Origin of the sequence: Mesorhizobium sp. 113-1-2 (assembly GCF_016756475.1) — a bacterium.
Taxonomy (GTDB): Bacteria; Pseudomonadota; Alphaproteobacteria; order Rhizobiales; family Rhizobiaceae; genus Mesorhizobium; species Mesorhizobium loti_C.
Genome location: NZ_AP023242.1, coordinates 6686286 through 6706497, shown reverse-complemented (window position 1 = coordinate 6706497; position 20212 = coordinate 6686286). Strand labels below are relative to the sequence as shown.

Annotated in this window: 21 protein-coding genes; 9 read left to right on the top strand and 12 right to left on the bottom strand. The window is 58.5% G+C overall.

Annotated elements, in window-relative coordinates; all coding sequences use genetic code 11:
* Positions 1–57: 57 nt before the first annotated feature.
* Positions 58–570, bottom strand: a complete 513-nt coding sequence (locus JN279_RS32430; RefSeq protein ID WP_096454813.1) for a YciE/YciF ferroxidase family protein — start codon at positions 568–570, stop codon at positions 58–60.
* Positions 571–1085: 515 nt separating this feature from the next.
* On the opposite strand from JN279_RS32430, the gene JN279_RS32425 reads away from it, so the two are divergent.
* Positions 1086–1370 carry a photosystem reaction center subunit H gene (locus JN279_RS32425; RefSeq protein ID WP_096454815.1) on the top strand — a complete coding sequence of 95 codons (285 nt, stop codon included), beginning with the start codon at positions 1086–1088 and terminating at the stop codon, positions 1368–1370.
* Between the two features lie 57 nt (positions 1371–1427).
* Positions 1428–1934, top strand: a complete 507-nt coding sequence (locus tag JN279_RS32420; protein WP_202351217.1) for a DUF6894 family protein — start codon at positions 1428–1430, stop codon at positions 1932–1934.
* 321 nt (positions 1935–2255) lie between these two features.
* On the opposite strand, the gene JN279_RS32415 is transcribed toward JN279_RS32420, so the two are convergent.
* On the bottom strand, positions 2256–2492 hold the full coding sequence (locus JN279_RS32415; RefSeq protein ID WP_096454819.1) for a hypothetical protein: 237 nt from the start codon (positions 2490–2492) through the stop codon (positions 2256–2258).
* Positions 2493–2958: 466 nt separating this feature from the next.
* On the opposite strand from JN279_RS32415, the gene JN279_RS32410 reads away from it, so the two are divergent.
* Positions 2959–3168: a hypothetical protein gene (locus JN279_RS32410; protein ID WP_202351216.1), complete on the top strand. Its 210-nt coding sequence runs from the start codon at positions 2959–2961 to the stop codon at positions 3166–3168.
* Positions 3169–3208: 40 nt separating this feature from the next.
* Here JN279_RS32410 and JN279_RS32405 read toward each other — a convergent pair whose 3' ends face one another.
* Positions 3209–3412: a hypothetical protein gene (locus JN279_RS32405; RefSeq protein ID WP_096454823.1), complete on the bottom strand. Its 204-nt coding sequence runs from the start codon at positions 3410–3412 to the stop codon at positions 3209–3211.
* Between the two features lie 331 nt (positions 3413–3743).
* Entirely contained in the window at positions 3744–4043 is a 300-nt protein-coding gene (locus JN279_RS32395) for a DUF1236 domain-containing protein (protein ID WP_202351215.1), read from the bottom strand.
* 598 nt (positions 4044–4641) lie between these two features.
* Here JN279_RS32395 and JN279_RS32390 point away from each other — a divergent pair.
* Positions 4642–4986 carry a low affinity iron permease family protein gene (locus tag JN279_RS32390; RefSeq protein WP_095198553.1) on the top strand — a complete coding sequence of 115 codons (345 nt, stop codon included), beginning with the start codon at positions 4642–4644 and terminating at the stop codon, positions 4984–4986.
* Positions 4987–5112: 126 nt separating this feature from the next.
* On the top strand, positions 5113–6513 hold the full coding sequence (locus JN279_RS32385; RefSeq protein ID WP_202351214.1) for a phospholipase D family protein: 1401 nt from the start codon (positions 5113–5115) through the stop codon (positions 6511–6513).
* Between the two features lie 49 nt (positions 6514–6562).
* Here JN279_RS32385 and JN279_RS32380 read toward each other — a convergent pair whose 3' ends face one another.
* From JN279_RS32380 to JN279_RS32370, 3 genes are read right to left on the bottom strand one after another with little or no spacing between them, the layout of a single operon-like run.
* Entirely contained in the window at positions 6563–7372 is an 810-nt protein-coding gene (locus JN279_RS32380; protein WP_202351213.1) for a metallophosphoesterase family protein, read from the bottom strand.
* A 15-nt stretch (positions 7373–7387) separates the two neighbouring features.
* Positions 7388–8314, bottom strand: coding sequence for a diacylglycerol/lipid kinase family protein (locus tag JN279_RS32375; protein WP_202351212.1), 927 nt, complete (start codon positions 8312–8314; stop codon positions 7388–7390).
* The gene (locus JN279_RS32370) at positions 8311–9054 is read right to left on the bottom strand and encodes a phosphatase PAP2 family protein (protein WP_244734224.1); all 744 of its coding nucleotides are present in this window, start codon (positions 9052–9054) and stop codon (positions 8311–8313) included. Before JN279_RS32370 ends, JN279_RS32375 begins: the two co-directional genes overlap by 4 nt.
* A gap of 200 nt (positions 9055–9254) precedes the next feature.
* Between JN279_RS32370 and JN279_RS32365 the strand changes: the two genes are divergently transcribed.
* The 3 genes from JN279_RS32365 (at position 9255) to JN279_RS32355 (ending at position 12925) form a co-directional block, all read left to right on the top strand.
* Positions 9255–10742 (top strand): ATPase domain-containing protein, encoded by a 1488-nt coding sequence (locus JN279_RS32365; RefSeq protein ID WP_096454834.1) that lies wholly within the window; start codon positions 9255–9257, stop codon positions 10740–10742.
* Complete coding sequence (locus tag JN279_RS32360) at positions 10739–11779, top strand: sensor histidine kinase (RefSeq protein ID WP_096454836.1); 1041 nt, start codon at positions 10739–10741, stop codon at positions 11777–11779. Before JN279_RS32365 ends, JN279_RS32360 begins: the two co-directional genes overlap by 4 nt.
* A 69-nt stretch (positions 11780–11848) precedes the next feature.
* Entirely contained in the window at positions 11849–12925 is a 1077-nt protein-coding gene (locus JN279_RS32355) for a histidine kinase dimerization/phosphoacceptor domain -containing protein (RefSeq protein ID WP_202351211.1), read from the top strand.
* A gap of 322 nt (positions 12926–13247) precedes the next feature.
* On the opposite strand, the gene JN279_RS32350 is transcribed toward JN279_RS32355, so the two are convergent.
* The 3 genes from JN279_RS32350 to JN279_RS32340 all read right to left on the bottom strand — a co-directional run bounded on the left by JN279_RS32350 (position 13248) and on the right by JN279_RS32340 (position 15401).
* Positions 13248–13418 carry a CGNR zinc finger domain-containing protein gene (locus JN279_RS32350; RefSeq protein ID WP_244734790.1) on the bottom strand — a complete coding sequence of 57 codons (171 nt, stop codon included), beginning with the start codon at positions 13416–13418 and terminating at the stop codon, positions 13248–13250.
* A gap of 379 nt (positions 13419–13797) precedes the next feature.
* Positions 13798–14100 (bottom strand): hypothetical protein, encoded by a 303-nt coding sequence (locus JN279_RS32345; RefSeq protein WP_244734223.1) that lies wholly within the window; start codon positions 14098–14100, stop codon positions 13798–13800.
* A gap of 665 nt (positions 14101–14765) precedes the next feature.
* Positions 14766–15401, bottom strand: a complete 636-nt coding sequence (locus JN279_RS32340; protein WP_202351210.1) for a hypothetical protein — start codon at positions 15399–15401, stop codon at positions 14766–14768.
* A gap of 994 nt (positions 15402–16395) precedes the next feature.
* On the opposite strand from JN279_RS32340, the gene JN279_RS32330 reads away from it, so the two are divergent.
* Positions 16396–16605, top strand: a complete 210-nt coding sequence (locus JN279_RS32330; protein WP_202351209.1) for a hypothetical protein — start codon at positions 16396–16398, stop codon at positions 16603–16605.
* Positions 16606–17020: 415 nt separating this feature from the next.
* Here the strand turns inward: JN279_RS32330 and JN279_RS32325 are convergent, their stop codons facing one another.
* Complete coding sequence (locus tag JN279_RS32325) at positions 17021–18754, bottom strand: tetratricopeptide repeat protein (protein ID WP_202351208.1); 1734 nt, start codon at positions 18752–18754, stop codon at positions 17021–17023.
* Between the two features lie 29 nt (positions 18755–18783).
* A complete protein-coding gene (locus JN279_RS32320) occupies positions 18784–20190 on the bottom strand; it encodes an HlyD family type I secretion periplasmic adaptor subunit (RefSeq protein ID WP_096454848.1) in 1407 nt (468 codons plus the stop codon).
* Positions 20191–20212 lie beyond the last annotated feature (22 nt).

Sequence of the window (20212 nt, the reverse complement as noted above, 5' to 3'; positions counted from 1 at the left end):
GCTGATTGTGTGGATGAGCCCTGGCAACCAAGGCTCACCCAAAGGCGATAAACCTTGCTACGCCGCTTCTGCGGCGACGTTGACCGCCGACTCCGCGATCTCGGTAAGGGCGACGTCCGTCTTCTTCTCTTCGGCGAGCGTGAGGTCCAACAGCTGGACCGCCGCAGTCAATCCGAGTTCCGACGCCCAGGTGCGCAGGGTGCCGTAGCGAGAAATCTCATAGTGTTCGACTGCCTGCGCAGCGGCAAGGAGACCAGCATCCAGGGCAGGGCTGCCCTTGTACTCCTCGATAATCTCAGCGCCTTCCTCGGTAATACCCATGATGGCAGCGCAGGTCTTGGCCTGGGGCTTCATACCGAGAATCTCGAAGATTTCTTCGAGCCTCGCCACATGCTCCTGCGTTTCGCCGTGATGCTTTTCGAACGCCGCCTTCAGCTCGGGGCTCTGCGCGGCCTTAGCCATCTTCGGCAATGTCGAGAGGATTTTTTTCTCGGCGAAATAGATGTCCTTGAGCGTATCTCGGAACAGTTCGCCTAGACCCTTGGTCGTGGCCGGTTTTGTGGTCGCCATCTGGCTATCTCCTGGTTTGTTTGGCTTCTCAAATCAAGGCGCAGAGGCAACTTCGCGCTTGCTGAGTGGTTCCGCCCCAAGGAAAAAAAGCAAGTGCCGGATATTCGATGCGGTTAGGCAACCGACGCCTCGCTGGGCCATTTAGGGTGCCGGGCCAGGACAGAAGCGAGTGATGTTCGAGTATCCAATGCGCAATGCGGGCATTCTCAAACTGGGCGACGTTCCGTTGCTCTGGCGCCTTCAGCAAGCACCCTGCCTGCCGATGCCTCGGCCAAGGAACGCGAGGCACACGCCGCAACGCTGGTGACGTTGTTCAAGACACATCGGAACTTTGCTGGTGTTCATCCTGCAAGCGAAAGGTAGGTCATTGAGGATCTGGCTGCTGTTATGGCACCGGGCAACCGGTGCGCCGCAGCTTTGCAGCCTGCCTGATTGCCGCGAAGAGCCTTCCCTCATGGGAACCCTTAGCCTCCTCGCAGATTGGTGACACACCCAACCCATGAGGAGATGCAACGATGGACCACACCAATCATGTAAGGCTTGCCAGCAGTGAACTGACTCCAGAGATTCTTGACGGCGCGACCATCTATGGCGCTGACAACGAAAAGGTCGGCACCGTTTCTCATCAGCACGGCAGCCAGATTGTCATTGACGTAGGTGGCTTTCTCGGCATCGGCGCCAAGCCGGTGGCGGTTTCGGCCAACCAACTCGATTTCATGCGCGATGAAGAAGGTGATGTTCATGCCGTTACCACCTGGACCAAGGACCAGCTCGAAGACATGCCAGAGCACCAAGATTGAGATTGGCGGCCGGCATCGTCCGGCCCCTCTGCCAACAGAAAAAGCCGGGAGTCTGCATTGGAAATCGTTCGTACCCAAGTCTTGAATGCCACCGCACCGAACGGCCAAGCGATATTGCGCGTGCTGTTCTGTGGCCAGGGCAATGAATGCGTTACCGTGGACATGGCCAACGTCGAGGGGGACGAGGAAATCGTGCTGGTCCGCGCGAAGGCTATCCTTGTCCAAACCGCCACCTTTGGTCTTGCCTCGAACGACTACGACGGCACCAGCAACGGCAACTTTGACGAAGTTTCGGTGACGTCGGTTAAGGAAGCGGCGGGCGATGTGTATGTTTTCGACTATCGCGACGGCGAAACCAGTCGGAGGATTCCTCCGTCCCACATGCCGAGCTTTGACGCCGCGCGCGCCGAAGCAATTCGCTGTGCGGTCGATCTCTTGGTCGATCTGGAGCCCGGAACAGATGATTTGTCTGGTTGGCTTGTGCGGGTCTCCGACGAACAGGGCGAACTGCTCTACACGGTGGATGTACAGGAGGCTGAGGCGGCTCGTCAGGCCAGCCAATAGCAAAGCGAGCCATTGCGTCCTTCGATGGACCACAGGCACGTGATTGTGGGACACGGAGCGTATCGATCCCCCTCTGGCAAAACGAGCCGGAGACTTGGTCGGATAGCTTCACAATAAGCCTGCCGCCCTTGCCTCGGTGGCGGGTTTTTTGCTTGTCTCGGAACCTCGAAGCCTGCGGCAGGTTGAGCATGATGCAGCGTACCTTCCTGAGCGGCGCTGCCTGGTCCAGGTTTGCAACTTGATCGGTTTGGGTCTGACAGAGATCCGGACCCTTCTTCTGTTTTGGTTCCCCTTGGGCGCGCGCGCGGCGGCCAGGCCGCTCTAACCAGCAATCTTCCATTCATTTTGCCAACGGGCACGCACCGCCATCATTAGCATATCTCCACTTGCCATGCCGGTTTGGAACAGCCTTATCAGCTCGGCGGCAATCTCCTGTGCATCAGCTGTGTCGGGAAGAACGCAGAATTCAGCGCAAAGTGAGTCGAAGGCGAGCCTTAGGGTCTCAAGGTCGTTCGGGTAAAACGCCTCGTTTTGTGAGCGAATTGGTTGGTCAAGCATCAGGCGCCTCCATTACGGGCGAGAGTGCGATCGTCGCTCCCAAGCAGCGGAGCCCACAAATTGGCCGCCGACTGCCCAGCTATGGGACAGTTCGCCAAGCGTGTCATTTCACTTTGACGTACCCGAACGATTAAATTACCCGCTTGGGCGCTGGCCCTTTGGGAACTTGCCCGGTGAATTTGTTGGATTCCGCGGGTTCCTTGGCTGAAGGATAAACCGCGATCACTGCCTACAAAGTCACGTCGGTTCCTCGACGCTGAAAAGGCGTTTCGCGGATCATCGTGCACTTCGAGGGTGAGCGCACTTTCGATCGGTCGGTCTGGAACATTAGTGGCTTCCAAAGGTTGGTGATTGCGGCAGGCAATGCTCCCTCGCGTCACCTGCCGAAGATCGGGCGAGACACCTTGATCGGCCCGCGCTCTTCACGAGAGGCGCGGGCTTTCCTTTTTTATTGAAGAGATCGCGCATGTCCCAGACCATTCAACCGCCCATATTGCCGGAGGCAAGTCCGGATCGAATGGTCAACTGCGAAGTCGCCTTGGAAACGGCATTCGCAGCCTTGGTAACCGAATCGGAGGCCCAGGGATGGACAGCGCGGGAGACCGCCGAAACTCTGCTCAAAATCGCGAGCGAACATATCAAGCTTCTGGCAGCCGATGTCGAGACTAAGAGCTGAGGCGAGGTCGCCTCAGAGGAGCCGATTGCTCTGCATCGCACTACTCAGCGGATCCATTGTTGGTGAATGGGGAGGCGCTCGGGATGCACTGCAGGGTCCAGCCCGGCGGTGTTGGCTGCTTCTGGTATTCGACGATTGCGGCCGTGCATTGTTCGCGCTTGTCGAAAGTGCTTGGCAACACCACCATTCCGCCCTGCGGGCCGGCGATTACCAGATACCAGATCAGCGCTGCCGTCGAAGTCATGGCGTTTCCTTGTTCCAACCCGACGCCTTAGACGCGGGCGGCTGGTTCACCTTAGGCCAATGGCCGGGAATGAACTAATCGTCATTGAGAAAAGAGGCGGCGATCAGGTCGTCGCCGTCGATGAGGCCTTGATAGTCCGCCATCACCGTTGCGACTTTTCGAAAGGCCTTCATGTCGCCTCCGGTAATTTTCGCGTTTGCGAACTTGGTCCGGAGGTTTTCAACGCGCGTTTCCAAGGCATCGGATTTGCGAGATCTTGCATTTGCGATCTTCCGTTTCTGTTGAAAACCCGCCGCCGGGAGAGGCGACGGGCTTTGGCTGGCAAGGCTGGTCAGTCGTAGACTTTGACGATCTTGTGGGTGCTCGGATCGACCAGAACCGTCCGGTTGTCGATCACGACATAGCGGTATTTGACGTTGGGAACTTCGCGAAGTTCGACGGTGTCGGGCAGCGCCGTGCCGATGTTGAGTTCCACTCCGGGAACCTTCACCGACGCAAGCGGCTGCTTCTTCACATATTCACGAATAACCGTTTCCTGCTCCGGCTGAATAATGATGTCCTCGGCCGTCGCGATGCCGACGCCTGCGAGCAGAAGAAATGCCGCAGCTGCGGCAGAGACATGCAATTTCATAATCGTACTCCTCGTGAGATTGGCCCCGATCGACGATGTCGAAGCCCAACTGCCAACTTGGCGTGGATGCAATCGTTCCTTTGGATGGACTTCGGTCGGGGGCGAAGTTGGACCAAAGTCCGGTCGAATTCCGCAATGGTCTTGCCGGCCGCGCAGCTTGGAACGGTCACCTGTGGCAGAAGTTGTCAGCCACGGAAACGGAGAACGATTTATGGACAGGAGTGTTGGTCAAGCGCGTTGGTTGTTAGCGCCAGTTTTCGTCCTGGCCATATCTCTGCTCGTGATTGGAATATCCCTTGGCTGAACTTGGACAGCCCACATCTCAAAATCAGTGCAGCTGCGTTGCCAACGGTTTGCTCGCTGCGGCGAGCGAACCGCTTATTAACTTGAATTTAGCCAGCGACGGGTGATTGAATGTTCAACGACAAACAGACTCGCTTCATAGAGGCCGGTTTCCTCCTGGCTGTACCCATTTGCGTCGGTCTCACCGCGCTGATAGCCGTATTCGCGCTGGCCAAGATATGACGGTGTCGTTGTATCCAAGGCGGCGTTCGGCGCGAGATCGAGCCCCCGGCAGCGCAATTATGGGAACGCTAGAATGAACCGCATCCTTTTTGTGGCAGCGGACTTCCTTTCCCGGCCGCCGGGCTTCTACGTCATGATGGTCGCGATGGTGTTGTGCACCGCGTTGGTGCCGTTCGGACTGACCAATGCGGTCACCTATGCCCTTTCGGTGGCCGCCATTGTGATCACCGGTGTTGTCCTGATACAGGGCTATCGCGATACGGCCGCCATCCACGCCAAACTCGATGAGATCGTCGTTTCGCTTAGGGAGACCAGAAACGACGTTGTCGGCCTGGAGCATGCCGAGCCAGAGGAGATCCGCGAAAAGATTGCGATGCTTGAACAAGAAGCAGCGCAACGAAATGGGCGAGCCACCTGATTATCATACGGGCTAGCTGTTCGTGAGCTCTCAGCAGGCTCAAGACCCTCGTGCAACCAGATCAGCGCTCGCGGGTTCTTGGCCTAATGAAACGGCGCCTCGTTCTCCTCCCAAACTGGTCAATCCATGGACATCTCGATCACGCAAACATCGGCCGATAAAATCAAAGCAGGTAAGAGCGGCCTGCTGCTGATTTCAGACAATTACGATGCGTTCGCCGCGCGTGTTTTGGCGGCAAGGGGCGCGGCTCACACTCTCGATCTCATGTATTATCTCTGGCATGACGACCACACGGGGCGCTTGCTTTTGCACGAAGTTGTCCGCGCGGCCCAGCGAGGCGTGCGGGTCAGAATGCTGCTCGACGACGTCAATCCGCGCAAGAGCGATGCTGCCTATTTGGCCCTGAGCAACCATCCAAACATCGAACTCAAATTGTTCAACCCGAGCGGCATCAGAGCGCGGGGCCTCATGCGCGGCGCGGAAGTCCTCTTGCGGCTTTTTGCATTGACAAGGCGGATGCACAACAAGGCGTGGATTGCCGACGACAACATCGCCATTGTCGGTGGGCGCAATGTCGGCGATGCGTATTTTGACGCGGCGGAGACGAATTTCCGTGACCTCGACATGCTGCTTCTCGGTCCCGCCGTCCAGCAAACCGCACAGATCTTCCAAACTTTCTGGGTATGCCAGGACGCGAAGCCAATAGCTGAACTCGGTGCAGCCGCTCCAGGCTCGCATGCCCCTTATTTCGAGGGAAGCGAGGAGAAAACCGAGTCGACGCTTCTGAGCGGGATCAGGGACAAGGGCTCCATCGCCGAGTTCATAGCGGCGAGCAGCAACGTACATTGGGTCGAGCGCGTACGCGTGATCTCCGACCCTCCGGAAAAGGTCCGAGGCTGGAGACCGCGCGGTTGGCTGATGAAGGAGTTGCTCCCAATCATTCAATCGGCGCGCAAGCGTGTGGAAATCGTGTCCCCGTATTTTATCCCCGGCAAGAAGGGATCAAAAATCCTCGGCGACCTCGTCGACGACGGGGTGCAGGTCGCTGTGTTGACCAACTCCTTGGCCGCGACCGATGTCGCCGCGGTCCACGGGGCATACGCCAACTATCGCAAGCGCTTGCTGAGAATGGGCGTGCAGCTTTTCGAGCTCCAACCCTTTAGCCGGCAGCCCAAGATTTCCGTATTTGGATCCAAGGGTGCCAGCCTGCACACCAAAGCGTTCAGCGTCGACAACAGGATTGGTTTCGTCGGATCTTTTAACTTCGATCCGCGGTCCGTATCCCTGAATTCGGAAATGGGAGTGCTTTTTGAAGACGAGAATCTGGTCGCGGAACTGCGGCATAGGTTCAAATCGGAGATAGCGCCGGAAGCGAGCTACCGGCTCGAATTGAAGAACGAGGTTCTTCGCTGGCATGGCAGCGATGAAGGCAGACTGCAAACCTATACTCGCGAACCCGAGGCAGCATGGTTCCGCCGCATACTGGCCGCCCTGGTCAGGCACCTCCCCATCGAATCTCAGCTTTAGCCGTACGTCGGCGGATTCTGGAAATGTAGACGCTCTCTCCCAACGCAATTCAAGCGGGTTCCCATCCGCCTGAACCTTGCCGAAAGGAATAACTGGCTGAGGTTTCGAACCCGGACTGCAAAGACTGCCATGCCCGACATTCGATAGAGATCCTCGGGTGGTCGATGCGAATGATGTTAAACGAATTTGCAGCTTGTCGAACCCGCGAAGAAACCGCCGTCCCCGCTTGAACAAGCAGTGCCGCATAGCCGTCGATGAGGTAGCGCCGTGCGCTCGAACCAGCGCGGTGAAGATGCTGGTGCCCAGACAATATGACGTCTACGCCGTTGCGCGAGAAGGCATCCATTGCCAGATCGGCGCGGCCCACGATGCCGTCGTCGTTTTCCAGGTCTAGCCCTTCGAAAGGATGATGCGTGACCACTATCCGGGTAACGTCATCGGACATATGTGCGAATTTTTCCGTCGCCGCCTCGAGTTGACGGACGTTGATCCTGCCGTCCTTGATTGTCAGGGATCGTGCTGTGTTGATCCCAACCACAGCGACTTCGCTATCGGCGTAGAACGGGTCCGTGTCCGCCTCGATGTAGCGCCTGTAACGCGACAGGGGCGTCACCGCACGCGCGAAGACATTCCATAGCGGCACGTCGTGATTGCCTGGCACTACGATGCGGGGGCCAGGGAGGGAATCGAGAAAGGCGCGCGCCTGCAGGAATTCGTCTTTCCGAGCGCGCTGCGTAAGATCCCCCGACACGACGAGCAGATCAGAGTCGACTGCAAGAACCTCTGCCGTGATCGCGTCCACAAGCTGGCTCTGTGTCTTTCCGAAGTGCAAATCCGAAAGATGGACCAGGGTTCTCACTGAAGTTCTCCGCTTTCAGCTACGGTCGCCGGTTCTGGTCATTTTGGCAGGTGCAAGGACCTGCAAGGCCGCCGGTCGAATCTGAAAGTTCAGGGGCGTGTCGATACTGACGGCTTCGCCGTCCAGAGAAACCAGCATGGCGTGGCGATGCGATGTGATTTGGAGTGAACTAGCCCGATAGATTTCAAGATCTCGTGTGGAGTCGATCATGCCAAACGCGATTTTGAACGGAAGCAATGCCAGTCCAAACCAGGACTGCTGCTTGACGACGTAAACGCACAGCTCTTTTGACGACAGGCTGCGGCGGCGGCCAAGATCAGCGATGTCGTAGAAATTGTTGCCAACAAACACACAGGGCGTCCGCAGTCTTTCGCGGGTGCCCTGAGCAGCGACGTGGACAGCCTGCCACGAGGCGGATCTCAACGTTCTCATGAGAGCGGGTCCGATGGCGGCGAGCTTGCCGAACCCGCGGCGCCGCTGCTCGGCTGAACGCTTTGCAACAAAGAAGGGATAGATCCCAATCGATGAGTTGTTAAGAAAGACGCGGCCGTTGACCTCGGCGACATCGACTGCGAGAGGCTTACCTGTCGCGATTGTATCGATCGCCGCTGTGAGGTCGAGCGGCACACCCAAATCCCGGGCAAAGTGGTTTAATGTGCCGAGCGGAAGAACACCGAGCAACAGATCAGTCCCCACCAACGCCGAGGCCGCGCTGCTGAGGGTGCCGTCGCCACCGCCCACGACCAATATTGATCCACGACCGGACCTCGACTTGTTTTCGCTAACAAAGCGCCGAGCTAGCTCTCCAACCTCTCGTCCGTCCACCAATCGCACATCCGCCTCAATGCCACGTTCGGCGAACCCATCCCGTACGGCTCTCTCTATGTCGCCCTTGCGTGCCGCAGCGCCGGCATTTTTGTTGATGAGGGTCAGAACCTTCAAGTTTCCGGCCCCCGTTTGGGCCTTTCCTGGAACCATAACGCGACTGTCCAACACAGGATCGCCCAGCCAGAACCAATGCACCACCCGGCCAAGACATCCGTGGGATAGTGGACCGCGAGATAGACCCGGCTTATCCCAACGGCCACCGTCAGAAACACGGCGATCGACATGAAATACGCTTTGAGACGCAGCTCCTGATTTGCGTGTGAAAGGAGTGCGCCCACGGTCAGGAACGCGATAGCCGAAAGCATTGCATGTCCACTCGGGAAGCTTGCCGTGAATACTCGCGTGACATGAGGGATCTCCGGCCTGGGCCGGTTGAAGCTCAGCTTTAGGATTGTGCCGAGCAGTTCGCCGCCAACCACCGCCACCGCCATCCAGATGGCGAGAGCCCGCTTGTGGATGAGAAGAAGATAGACAACTCCTGCCAGCAACACGAAGCTAAGAAACACCACGCTGCCGACTGAGGTCACATCCCTGGCTGCTTCCTGAAGCCATGGCGGACCTATCGGAGAAGCCGGATCGGCCGCGCGAAGAGCCGACATAATGGCAAGGTCAAACTTGGTTGTGTCGCCCTCCAGGACTTCCTCGGCGAGCACCCCGAAGCCGAGAACGAGGCATGCGACGAGTATCCCCGCAATGAGCCTGTTCTTGACTTGCGCGGAAGCACTGCTGTTCGGCGATGGCCCTACAGAACTCCCTAGGGGCCGGCGCTCGATATCTGGGACTGGTTCGCTCAAGCGCCGGGACCTCATTGGTGAGGCACAACGGCCTCGCGAGTACGAGGTTCCCACGGCCATCGCCGCGCTGAGACCGTAAGAATCTTCAGCCGCGCTGCGCGACAGCCCCGCGGGGGATGGCCGTCACCCTCTCTTTTCCAAGAGGGAACCATTGAAAATGCTATCCGTTAAGGGGGGCACGACAGGCATGCGGGGACAACGTGGATCAAGACGACGCTTCACCAATATCATCTGGCGTGGAAGGCCTCGACTATGTCCTGCGAGGCGGATACGCAAAATTCCGTTCACATCTTGTAGAGGGCAGGCCTGGTTCAGGTAAGACCACACTTGGTCTGCAGTTTCTGATTAAAGGTGCGGCTGATGGCGAGAAATGCCTCTATATAACGCTGTCCGAGAGCAAGCGTGAACTGCACTCGGTAGCGGAACGGCATGGATTTTCTCTTGACGGGATCGAAATCCTCGAGCTGGTACCACCGGAGTTGAGCCTCGACCCATCGCAGTTACAGACTCTGGTTCATTCGTCCGATCTGGAGCTCGGTGAGACCGTGCAGTCGGCGCTCGCCGAGATCGAGCGCATGAAGCCAGATCGCGTGGTGTTCGATTCCCTGTCGGAAATTCGCCTCTTGTCGCAGGGCTCGTTACGCTATCGGCGGCAGGTCCTGGCTTTGAAAAGCTTCTTCCTGCTCAACAATGCGACCGTGCTTCTGCTTGACGATCTCACCGCTGAACATGACGATCTAAACCTGCATTCGATCAGTCATGGCGTCATCCGGATGGAACAGCTTTCGCCGATCTATGGCGGAGAGCGCCGGCGGCTGCGCATCATCAAAATGCGCGGCGTTCAAATTCGCGGCGGCTTCCACGACTTCGTCATTCGACCGGGCGGCGTGATGGTGTTTCCGCGCTTGGTTGCCTCCGAACACGAGATGGCCGAGCATGGAACGCCGGCAATCGGTAATGGATCTGTCGACACGCTTGTGGGTGGCGGGCTGGACCGCGGCACCAGCACTCTCCTGATTGGACCTTCTGGTGTCGGCAAGTCGACCATCGCATGCAGCTATTGCCATGCGGCTCTCAAGCGCGGCGAACATGTGCTGGTGCTTTTGTTTGATGAAACCAAGCGGATTTTCCTGGCGCGCGCGTCTGGCCTCGGCATGGATCTGGGGCCATTCGCCGACAATGGAAGCTTGCTGCTGGAACAGGTGGATCCTGCAGAATTGTCGCCTGGTGAATTGTCGTCGCGCATCCAGTCTGCTGTGGAGCGCTCGAATGCAAGGATCGTCGTCATCGACAGCCTGACTGGGTATCTCAATGCCATGTCGGAGGAGCAGCATCTTGTGCTGCAGATGCACGAGATCCTGACATATCTCAATCAAAAGGGCGTTGTGACGATCCTGCTGTTGGCCAATCATGGGCTGATCGGGCAAATGTCAGCCTCCGTCGACATGACTTATCTCTGCGATTCCGTAATGCTCCTGCGCTTCTTCGAAAGTGGCGGCCGTCTGAGACGGGCTATTTCCGTGGTCAAGAAACGCGTCGGGCCGCATGAGGACACCATTCGCGAATTCAAGATAAGCGCAACCGGCCTGGCCGTCGGTGAACCATTGGAGGAATTCCGGGGGATACTAACTGGCGTGCCAACCTACGAGGGTAAGCAAGGCAACCTGCTGCAAGACAAGGCATCATGATGCCTTCAGACCGCAGCGTGCTCGTATTGGCACCAGTCGGGCGCGACGCGAAGGTCGCGTCGGCAATCCTCACGGAAAACGGCATCAAGTCCCACATCTGCTCCACGCTCGACGAAGCAGTTCCGCTGTTGGACCAAGCCCAGTGCTTTTTGGTTACCGAAGAAGCCTTGATCAGCTCTGATCGAAATCAGTTTGCATCCTGGCTCAATCATCAACCGGCGTGGTCCGATTTTCCGATCGTGTTGCTGACGATGCGGGGAACGGAGATCGACAAACGCCTCGCCTTTCTGGACCGCTATCTGATCGTTCTCGAGAGACCATTCCTGGCGTCGAGCCTGGCAAATTCTGTGCGCTCGGCCCTGCGTGCCCGCGCCCGTCAGCTTGAGGTCAAGTCATACATTGAACAGAAGCAAGAGGTCGCGGACCGGCAGAAACTGCTGATCAGGGAGCTGCATCATCGCGTCAAAAATACGCTGGCGAATGTCCGAGCGATGATGGGTGCGACCGCCAAATCAAGTGGCAGCGTGGATGATTTCGTGCGCGATTTCTCCGCCAGAATAGTCTCTCTCGCCGACACGCACTCGATGCTCACCGATGACTATTGGCAGATGGCTTCGTTGCACAAGTTGCTGGAATCGGAACTGCGCCACTACGATACGACCGACAAGTCGCGTGTGACGCTCGAAGGGCCGAACGTCGCGCTGGTCGCCGATATCGCGATCCCGATCGGGATGGCCTTTCATGAACTCGCGTCCAACTCATCGAAATACGGGGCGTTGTCCCGCCCCACCGGGCGTCTCGAAGTCCGGTGGTCGGTGAGCAAGTCGCAAGACGAGCGAATGCTCAATCTGGATTGGCTTGAAAAGGGCGGGCCGAAGGTTGAGCAGCCAAGACGCCGCGGTTTCGGTACGACGTTGCTGGAGAAAGTCGTCGCTGTGCAGTGCCAAGCCGAGGTCGAGTTGAACTATCATCCTGATGGTCTGCGGTTCGCAATGGCCTTGCCACTACGCGACACGAGGCTGGTCCCGGCCTACTGACCTCTGCAATGGTGGCCTATCTGCTCCATCACTGATACTGATGATCTTTCGTTACAGCGTAGGCGTAAAATGACATCGGATACAGGCAAGCCCGAGGCAGTGGAGCAGCTGCTCGATACGCCCGACCTCGCCACCGCGCTGGAGAGCGAACAATTCAAGAAATTCCTCGATCAGGTGCCTATTGCGATCGCTGTTTCAGACCTGGTGGAAACGGAGCGCGTCGTCTACGCCAACCCTGAATTCGAAAAACTCTCTGGCCTGAAGGCTGCCAGTCTGGCACGGAAAAAGTGGACGGCGCTTGCCGGGACCGGAATCCGTGAGCAGAAGGACAAGGCGCTGGCCGAGTGCGTTGTCAATGAAACTGATTTCGTGGGTACTTTCCGCCTGGAGCGCGGCGTCGACGGACCAGCAGTCGTCGACGCCTACTCAAATTTGATAGTGGACGACGACGGAAGAACGTGTTTCCGACTGGTTGCCTTGGTGGACGTATCCTTTCACGGTGAAGACGCGCCCTCAGTCGAGGAGCGTGTTCGCGAAAAGGATACCTTGCTGCGGGAGCTGCAGCATCGGGTAAAAAACAATCTCCAAATGATCACCGCACTCATCCGGCTGGAGACCCGCAATGCGGCGGAGCCCGACCAGAAACGGTTCGAGAGGTTGGCAGGGCGCGTCGATGCTCTTGCGATACTCTACCAGGCGCTGTCGAACGACGAGCAGAACGATGAGGTCGATCTTGGCATCTATCTCAGTCAGATAGCATCCGCGGTAATGGCTTCGCATGCGGTCGAAGGCATCCGCCTGGACATGAAGGTTGATACCTATCCGGTGTCGATCAACGTTGCGATGCCGACTGGGTTGGTTGTGAATGAACTGCTGACCAATGCGCTCAAACACGGCTTCAAGGGACGAGAAGGCGGCACGATAACGCTTCACAGCGTGGTCGATGGCGACGGATGCCGTATCACTATCGCCGATGACGGAGTTGGTTTGCCGGCGGGCGAGACATGGCCGAAGCCCGGCAAGCTCGGTGCTCTCATCGCGCGCTCCTTGACCGAGAACGCCAAAGCGCAATTCGAAGTCAAATCCAGCGCCACTGAAGGGACCAGGGTCACCATCGTTTTCAAGCGATCGGCGGTGGCGAGCTGACAATGTTCTATGCTGCGGTTTGAGTGGCCTGGTCCAGGGCCTGATATCTTCTAGCGATTGAATACTTAGCAATGTCCGCAAGCGGTCGTCAGCGGAGTGGCAGCTTTCCGGCAAGTTCGTTCCAGAACCGAACCATTTGCTCCCGGCCAAACGCATAGTGGTTGTATGGGCCTCACATCTGTCGACAGGACCTAGCTAAGGTTCGAGCCGAGGTGACTGGGAGACGACTGTTTGGTTGGCTGAAAAGGTCGTTTTGTTGGTTCTGCACGACAGCGTTTCTTCTGGCTGCGAGGTCACCACCATTGCATTTGCTAGGGGGATCCTACGCAATGGATTTTCGGTGTGCCAGTCGATAGCGCGCTGCCTTGGCGCGATTGCCGCAACCATCCATCGAACACCAGCGCCGCGGTTTCGAGCGACTGTCATCGATGAAGAAGCCGCCACAATGGTCGGCCTCGCATCGCCGGATGTCGTTTCCCGGAGAAAACAGCACCAACAGGGCGGCCGCAGCCGCGGACCGGCGCAAGGGCAGGTGAATGGCCTCATTGGCGGAATCGGGACTATTCCTTCGTAAAGTTGCCAGTCCGCTCGCGGCCCCATTGCAGTCATTCCGGAACGAGGTTCCGAACGGCTGCGCGAATCTCGACGTCGCTCACCAGCCGAACCGCAACAAGCGACACGGGAATGTGCTACATATTGTGATACCTATTGTGATACAAATCGAGAGTTGCGGACAGAAAAAGTAAATAAAAACAATATTTTATGTTGCAGACCGATCCCAGCCAACTGAATCACGAGAAGGTCTTCACGTCTATTGCGCTGGTGAGCATAGACGAAAATCCGCTGGATCGTGGCGATGTGGTGAGAAGAATCTATGAAGTACGTGCTTTAGCCCGCAATCGTTTGACACGCTCGCGCACTTCGGCGAGGCGTTCCTCCTTCGCCTGAAGATCCCGCATCGCCCGTTCCAGGTAATCATAAAGCGGAAGCCAAGCCTCGCCTTGGTCACCGCGGGCAACGATGATCTCTGCAACACGGTCAAGTGCCCGCCCGATCCGGTCCACCGTAACCGGACGAGTGGTGGCTGAGTGCCCCCTCATGACATCCCTCTCTTGTAGACTTGCGAACTTGAATTTTGCGTGACGGTACTTTTCAGTTTCTGGCGGCGAGGACATATCGGCACCTGAAGTCGACCGAAAAGCGCGATTGACTCCGATTGATGCTGAAACCTCAAAATATTTTTGGCGGCGAATTTCCCTTTAAAATCAAAAGCGTAACTTTTTGACGGACCATGCGTCGGTTTTCGGCGCGGCAAAAAAGAAAAAGCCCAGCTAGATCAATGACCTAGCTGGGCCAAAAACAATTGAGTGGGAGTGACGGGGACCACGGCGATAGCGTAAGTTCGGCACATTGCGCCGTCGCTAATGTGCCTAAGCCAATGACCCGTTGCCGGCCTCGATCGCCTTTCCGCAATCTGATGGGCACCGAAACGTGGCTGTGCGTGTATGTAAAGCGTCCTCTGAGCTGTGTAGAGCCTTGGCGTACAATGGCGTGCAAAAGGCGGGGTTGGACAAGCGACGAACGGTTGCCGAAGGGCGATAGGCGAAGCCAGGAGAGACGAGGCTGTCGGTGTTGTCAGGTATGTCGTTACCGCTGGCGCTCGTGGCTGCATGCGACGGGTCGGCGAGGGCTTGGCGGCATCGGCGACCGAGATGGCGTCCTTCCCGATGCCGATGACTCTCGCTGGCTACAGGCGGCGCCATGACGCGCGGGACACGTCGGTGGCGTAGGATGGCAGCGCGGCAGAGACGCGCGCTGGTGAGCTGCCGGCTAGGATCTGCTATCCAGCGGCTCGACATTCTTGGAAGGCGTTGCGAAATACCGGCCCGTAGGCCGCATCCAGGCGCGCCTCATCGTTCGTGATGACAGATGCTGTGATGGCCGCGAACTTGTAGCTGCGCTCGATCTCCGCGAAAATCGGATTTAGAGGGTGGGGATGATTTGCTATGAGCCGAGCAGACGTATGGTCAAAGGCGCCGGTGCATGCCGCCACTTCGCTTACTGCCGTCTCTACCACCTTCGAACTCGCTTCACGCCCAAAGTCGTGGCAGTTGCTTTGCAGATGCCTTTTGAACTCCATAAAGGCGATAAGCCTCATCGATTCGAAACGATAGCCATTGCGAAAGCCTGGATGCGCCTGCTCTAGGGCCATGATGGCCACCATCCACGATAGTTTGGCTGATTGTAGTCCCAAGTTGTCAGCCGCTAGAATGATCGTGTCGTTCAGATCCAAGAGGGTCGTTCCCTCGTGTACAAGCTTGAACGCAGCTTCAATGACAGCATATGCTGCTGTAAAAGCCTTTTCGGGTTGGATGGGCTTGGATACCCACATCCTGCTTCGCGAGGGCGAAGTGCGCCGCCTGGCTAGAAACAGCAACGCGCTGAAAATCAGCACAACTGCGATCCACGGCGTCACGGCGTATAATCGCCCGGTTCGTTGTACACATGCCATAACGACAAAACGACGCCCGCCGCTTCGCTAATGCCGGAGGGCCGTGGTATTTGGCCCTGGTCATCCTTCATACCGGAATCCTCACCGACGACGCGCTATACTACTGGCGCCACAATCACCTGTGAAAGCTCTAGAGCTTAGGACTGAAGTCGGATGTTTAATGCGCAAAGGTCCAGGGGGCCGTGCCGGATTCGGGCTGTCAACACACCGGCCGGGTAGTGCCAAGGTGTGAACGGTACCAAATGGCTAATATCACGATTAGCTAAAGTAATGGAACGTCCAACGGACATTTGCGGAACTAAAGTGGTAACGTCAGACCTTCGCCGTTAGCAGCCAAGACTTTAGTCCTGACCTCACCGTCTGCCCCCCGGCGCTGCAACTGCCGGAGTGACCTCAATCACGTTGGCCGGTGCGTCCAGTCCTTCCCCAACCTTGTGTAGCGCCATGGTGGCGGCTGCTAGGTGATCTTCGGGTTGCCATTCTCTTGGCAGTGTCTGGCGTCACGAGCGACTTCATACGACGCCGGGGCGAACGACTCTATTTCGAATGCTCGGGTTAGTTCTTCATCGCCATCGACCACACGACGAACCATTCTCCCGCTTCGACCACTTCAACGCAAGGATTGACCTTGCTGTCGTGCATGACGCTATCCATCGCAAACTCCTCAGAAAGCAATGGTGAAACGTCGATTTTGTATCGCTCAGCCGAGGCCGTTCTCAATATCATGTGTGTGCGGAACATTAGCGATCTCTAAAGGTTGATCCGTGCGGCAGGTAGGTGCCCTCCATCGTCCTGCCGAGGCGCTCGAGCAGGCGATGATTCAGGACGCGTAAAGGTGCGGGTCGAGGAGATCACGCCGAAGCAGAAGAAGCGATGAAAGTGAGATAAATTTCTAGTGAAACACCTGCGTGGCGAGATCTGCGGCACGCCTCTTTGCAGGATTCCTCGGAGGACAATCATGCCAATTCGGCGAAAGGCAACTGAGGCCGGTATCTTTAAGCCAGCCGAAATGGCTCTGCTGGGTCGGGTGTTCGAGCAGCTGAAGCTCGAACATCAATCACCCGATGAGCGTGACGCAATCGCCTCCAGAATCATAGGCAACTACATGGCAGGCATTGTCGATGAGGATGAGCTGGTTTCGCTATCCAGGCAACCGCTGGGCCGTTAGAGGTCAGCCATTCTCGCAATTGAAGACCTTGTCAGCACCGAGACATCGCCGACACTGGAACTTCCTAAATTCTGACAAATCCTACCTGCCGTGGCGTTAGACCGGCAGTAACGTGCTTGCCGAATCTTAGTTTCTGCTACTTCAGGCTCTGACCGGTGAACACGCGATTTGTGGTCCTCGGGGCGATTGTAAGGTCCTAGACCGGATGCCGTTCGATGCATGCGACTTTCGATCGTTTGGTCTGGAACATTGGTGACTTCGAAGGGTGGGTGATTGCGGTTCCAGATTGGGGGGGCGGACCTTTAATTCCCCTGTTAAACGAGCATATGGCTCATGTCGCAGCCAGTCGGTCAGCGGATTTCCAACGGTCCTCCAGCCTTCTTGGCGCCGCTTCACTCTAACAGCCACAGCAGCACTAGTTGGATCCGCCCGCAGCCCCCAGTTCGTCGGCGGCTTCACTGATGCCGTGCGCGGCCGCGCGCTCGAGCCAAAGGCGAGCGGTAACCGGGTCGCGCTCCCCGCCGAGGCCTTTCAAGAGATAACGTCCAAGCATGAATTGGGCATGGCTATGCCCACGTCCGGCAGCGGCAGCGTACCATTTTTGCGCCTTTGTCTGGTCGACCGGCAGGCCGTGGCCGGCTCCGTACAGCGCGCCAATCGCAAACATCGCCCCGGCGTGACCGTTGGCGGCGGCCTGTTCAAACAGCTGCATTGCAGCCTCGGGCTCGGGCGTGCCGCCGCGCCCATTGAGTAGCATCTCGGCGAGCGCCACGCGTGCGTCGAGCACGCCGGCGTCGGCCGCCCGCGCAAACCATACGCGGGCCTGAGTTGGGTCGGCCGCCACGCCGCGTCCATCCTGGAGGAGGCGGGCATACATATATTGCGCCTCGGCGACGCCTTCGGCCGCGCGCCGCAGCCAGTGTGCCGCTTGCCCCTCGTCCTGGCGAACACCGACGCCCTTGGCGAAGCAGAGCCCAAGGTTGAATGCCGCGATGAGGTCGCCCGATGATGCGGCCGCCTCGAACCATCCGGCAACGCTTGCACCGTCGTCCGGCTCGCCGGCCCCTCCGAGGATAAGATTGGCGAGGTCGGTCTGTGCCTGCTGATTGCCGCCATTTGCGGAAGAGCGCAGCCAGCGTGCTCCTTCCTCGACATCCTCAGCCACACCATTTCCCGTCAAATAGAGCGAGGCCAAAGCGCGGGCGGCGGCTTGGTGGCCCGCTTCGGCTGCCCGCCGATACCAGTTCGCGGCTTCTGCAAAATCGGGCCGCTGTGTCTTCACATAGCGATCGCCCAGGAGATAGGCTGCCTCGATATTGCCGGCCAAGGCGGCACGCCGCATCCATGCCTCCCCGGCAGCGACATCCTGGCCGACGAGTGCACCGTCGATCAGTGCCAATCCCAACCGGAACTGGGCAGAGGGCAGGCCCTTCTCTGCAGCAGCCTGATACAGTTGAGCGGCTGCTGCCTTGTCGCATGCGACGCCGAGCCCGTGCTCGGTGAGGACCGCAAGAAGATAGGTCGCGGTCGGCAGGCCGGCGTCGGCTGCCCGCCTTACCTCTTCCGCAATCCGAACTCTGTTTTCGCGTTTGCCGCGGCGGGCGAGCGACAGGGCAAGGCCGAGACATCCTTCGGCGCAGCCGGCGGAAGCCGACTTCTCGTACCAGCGGTGTGCCGCATCGGCATCGCGCATCGATGTGGGGCCGCTGGTAAGGATATAACCGAGGATCGCCTGTCCCGTGGCCGAGCCTGCCTCGGCCGCCTTGGTGGCAAAGTCGAAAGCGGCAGCGAAGTCTGGTTTTCCCGGGGAATCAGGTTTGAACAAGTGCTCCGAGGGTCCCTTGCCGTCGGCTTCCGCCGTCACCAGCCCGGTGACGTAGAGAGCGGCGAGGAGCGCCTGCGCATCCGCACTCCCGTGGTTGGCCGCCCGCAGCAGCCATCGCGCGCCTTCCATGCGGCTCGGTGGCACACCGGCGCCTTCCAGATAGCAACGCGCGACCCGGTACTCGGCGTCGACGATCCCCGCGCGTGCCGCTTTCGCCATAAGCGGAAAGGCTTCAGCGGCCTTGCCGCTGTCAGCAAGCTGGATCGCCCGACGCAACACCGCCGCCGGGAAGGCCAGACCAGTCAGCCGATCCAGGATTGTCATCGATCCGAGCCTTTTATCCCTCCGGTACTCTATGGCTCCCGCATCGCCTCCTGGCCGATTGGGAGCATCACACCGAGAATGTACTTGAGTATCGTGCGCCGGCCGACCTTGACGTCGGCGGTCACCGGCATGCCGGGGCTGACGGCGAAACCGGCGGGCACGCCGTGGAGGGCGACCTGGTCGATGGAGATCCGCGTGCGATAGAAGGGCTCGGCGTCGGAAGGCAGCATGGCCAGGGAACTGTTCGGATCGCGCGCTTGCTCCTGTGCCGAGAAGGAATCTGGGCTGAGTGCCCGCACAGTTCCATGGGCGAGGCCGTATTGCGAATAGGGGAAGGTGTCGAACTTGATGATCACCTGGTCGCCGACATGCACAAAGCCGCTGCTCCTGCCAACGATGTTTGTCTCGATCTCGAGCGGCGCGTCGGCCGGCACCAGCGTGATAAAGCGCTCCCCTGACTGCATGACCGAGCCGACGGAGACTTTTGCCACCGATTGAACGATGGCGTCTGATTGGCTCTTCAACTCGACCAACTGGTTTCGAAGCTTTGCCTTGTTGAGAAGTTCGCGGGCGTCCGAGATCCGCGAACTCGCCTCCGACAGGCTCTGCGAGACTTCAGCGCGCCAGCCCTGAATGTAGCCGTCGCGCTCGGCGGCCACCGCTGCCTGTTGGCGTTTGGCGGCTTCCGCGGTCTGTTCGGCATTGCCCAGCGCGCGAGACATTTCCGCCCGGTTGTCCTCGGCCAGGAGCGTGTTGAGGCGGCTCCCTACCTGCCTTGCCTCGAGCTGCCTGCGCATCTGCTCGATCGAGTCGGCGACCGTGAGCCGCTGGCGGTAGCCGTCGGCATCCGATTGCGATCGCGAAATCACCGAGCTGAGTTCGTCACGCTGGCGTTCGAAATTCTCCACCTTGGCGTCGTAGACCGCCTTGCGTTGCTCGAATATCGACACCTGCAGGGTCCAACTCGGGTCGAGGCCGTTGTAGGTGAACGTCTGGCCGCTGGCCTCGGCCTTCAACCGCGCCACCTCCGCTTCAAGCGTCGAGACCTGCATGGCCAGTGCCGCTTGGTCGGCTGAGGTAAAGGTCGCATCGAGGCGGGCAAGCAATTGGCCTGCCTGGACGCGCTGTCCTTCCCGCACCTCGATCGAGCGGACAATCGCTGTCTCCAGCGGTTGCACGACGATGTTGGGGGATTGCGATACAACCAGCCCTCTGGTCGTTACGACCTGATCGACCGGTATCAGCCCCGCCAGGGCGATCAGCGCGATGACCAGGCTGGAGACGATCCAGACGATGCCGCGAGCCGCCCGCGGAATAGGCGCATTGGCGACAGCCGTCGACGGCCACTGGAACTCGAGTATGGCCGGCGTCGTCGGATCCCTCGTTTCCATCCGGTGCCATCGAGCGGGAAGGGCGGTGAGAGAGGTGCTGCTCATGGGTTACCCGACCTGATGCGAA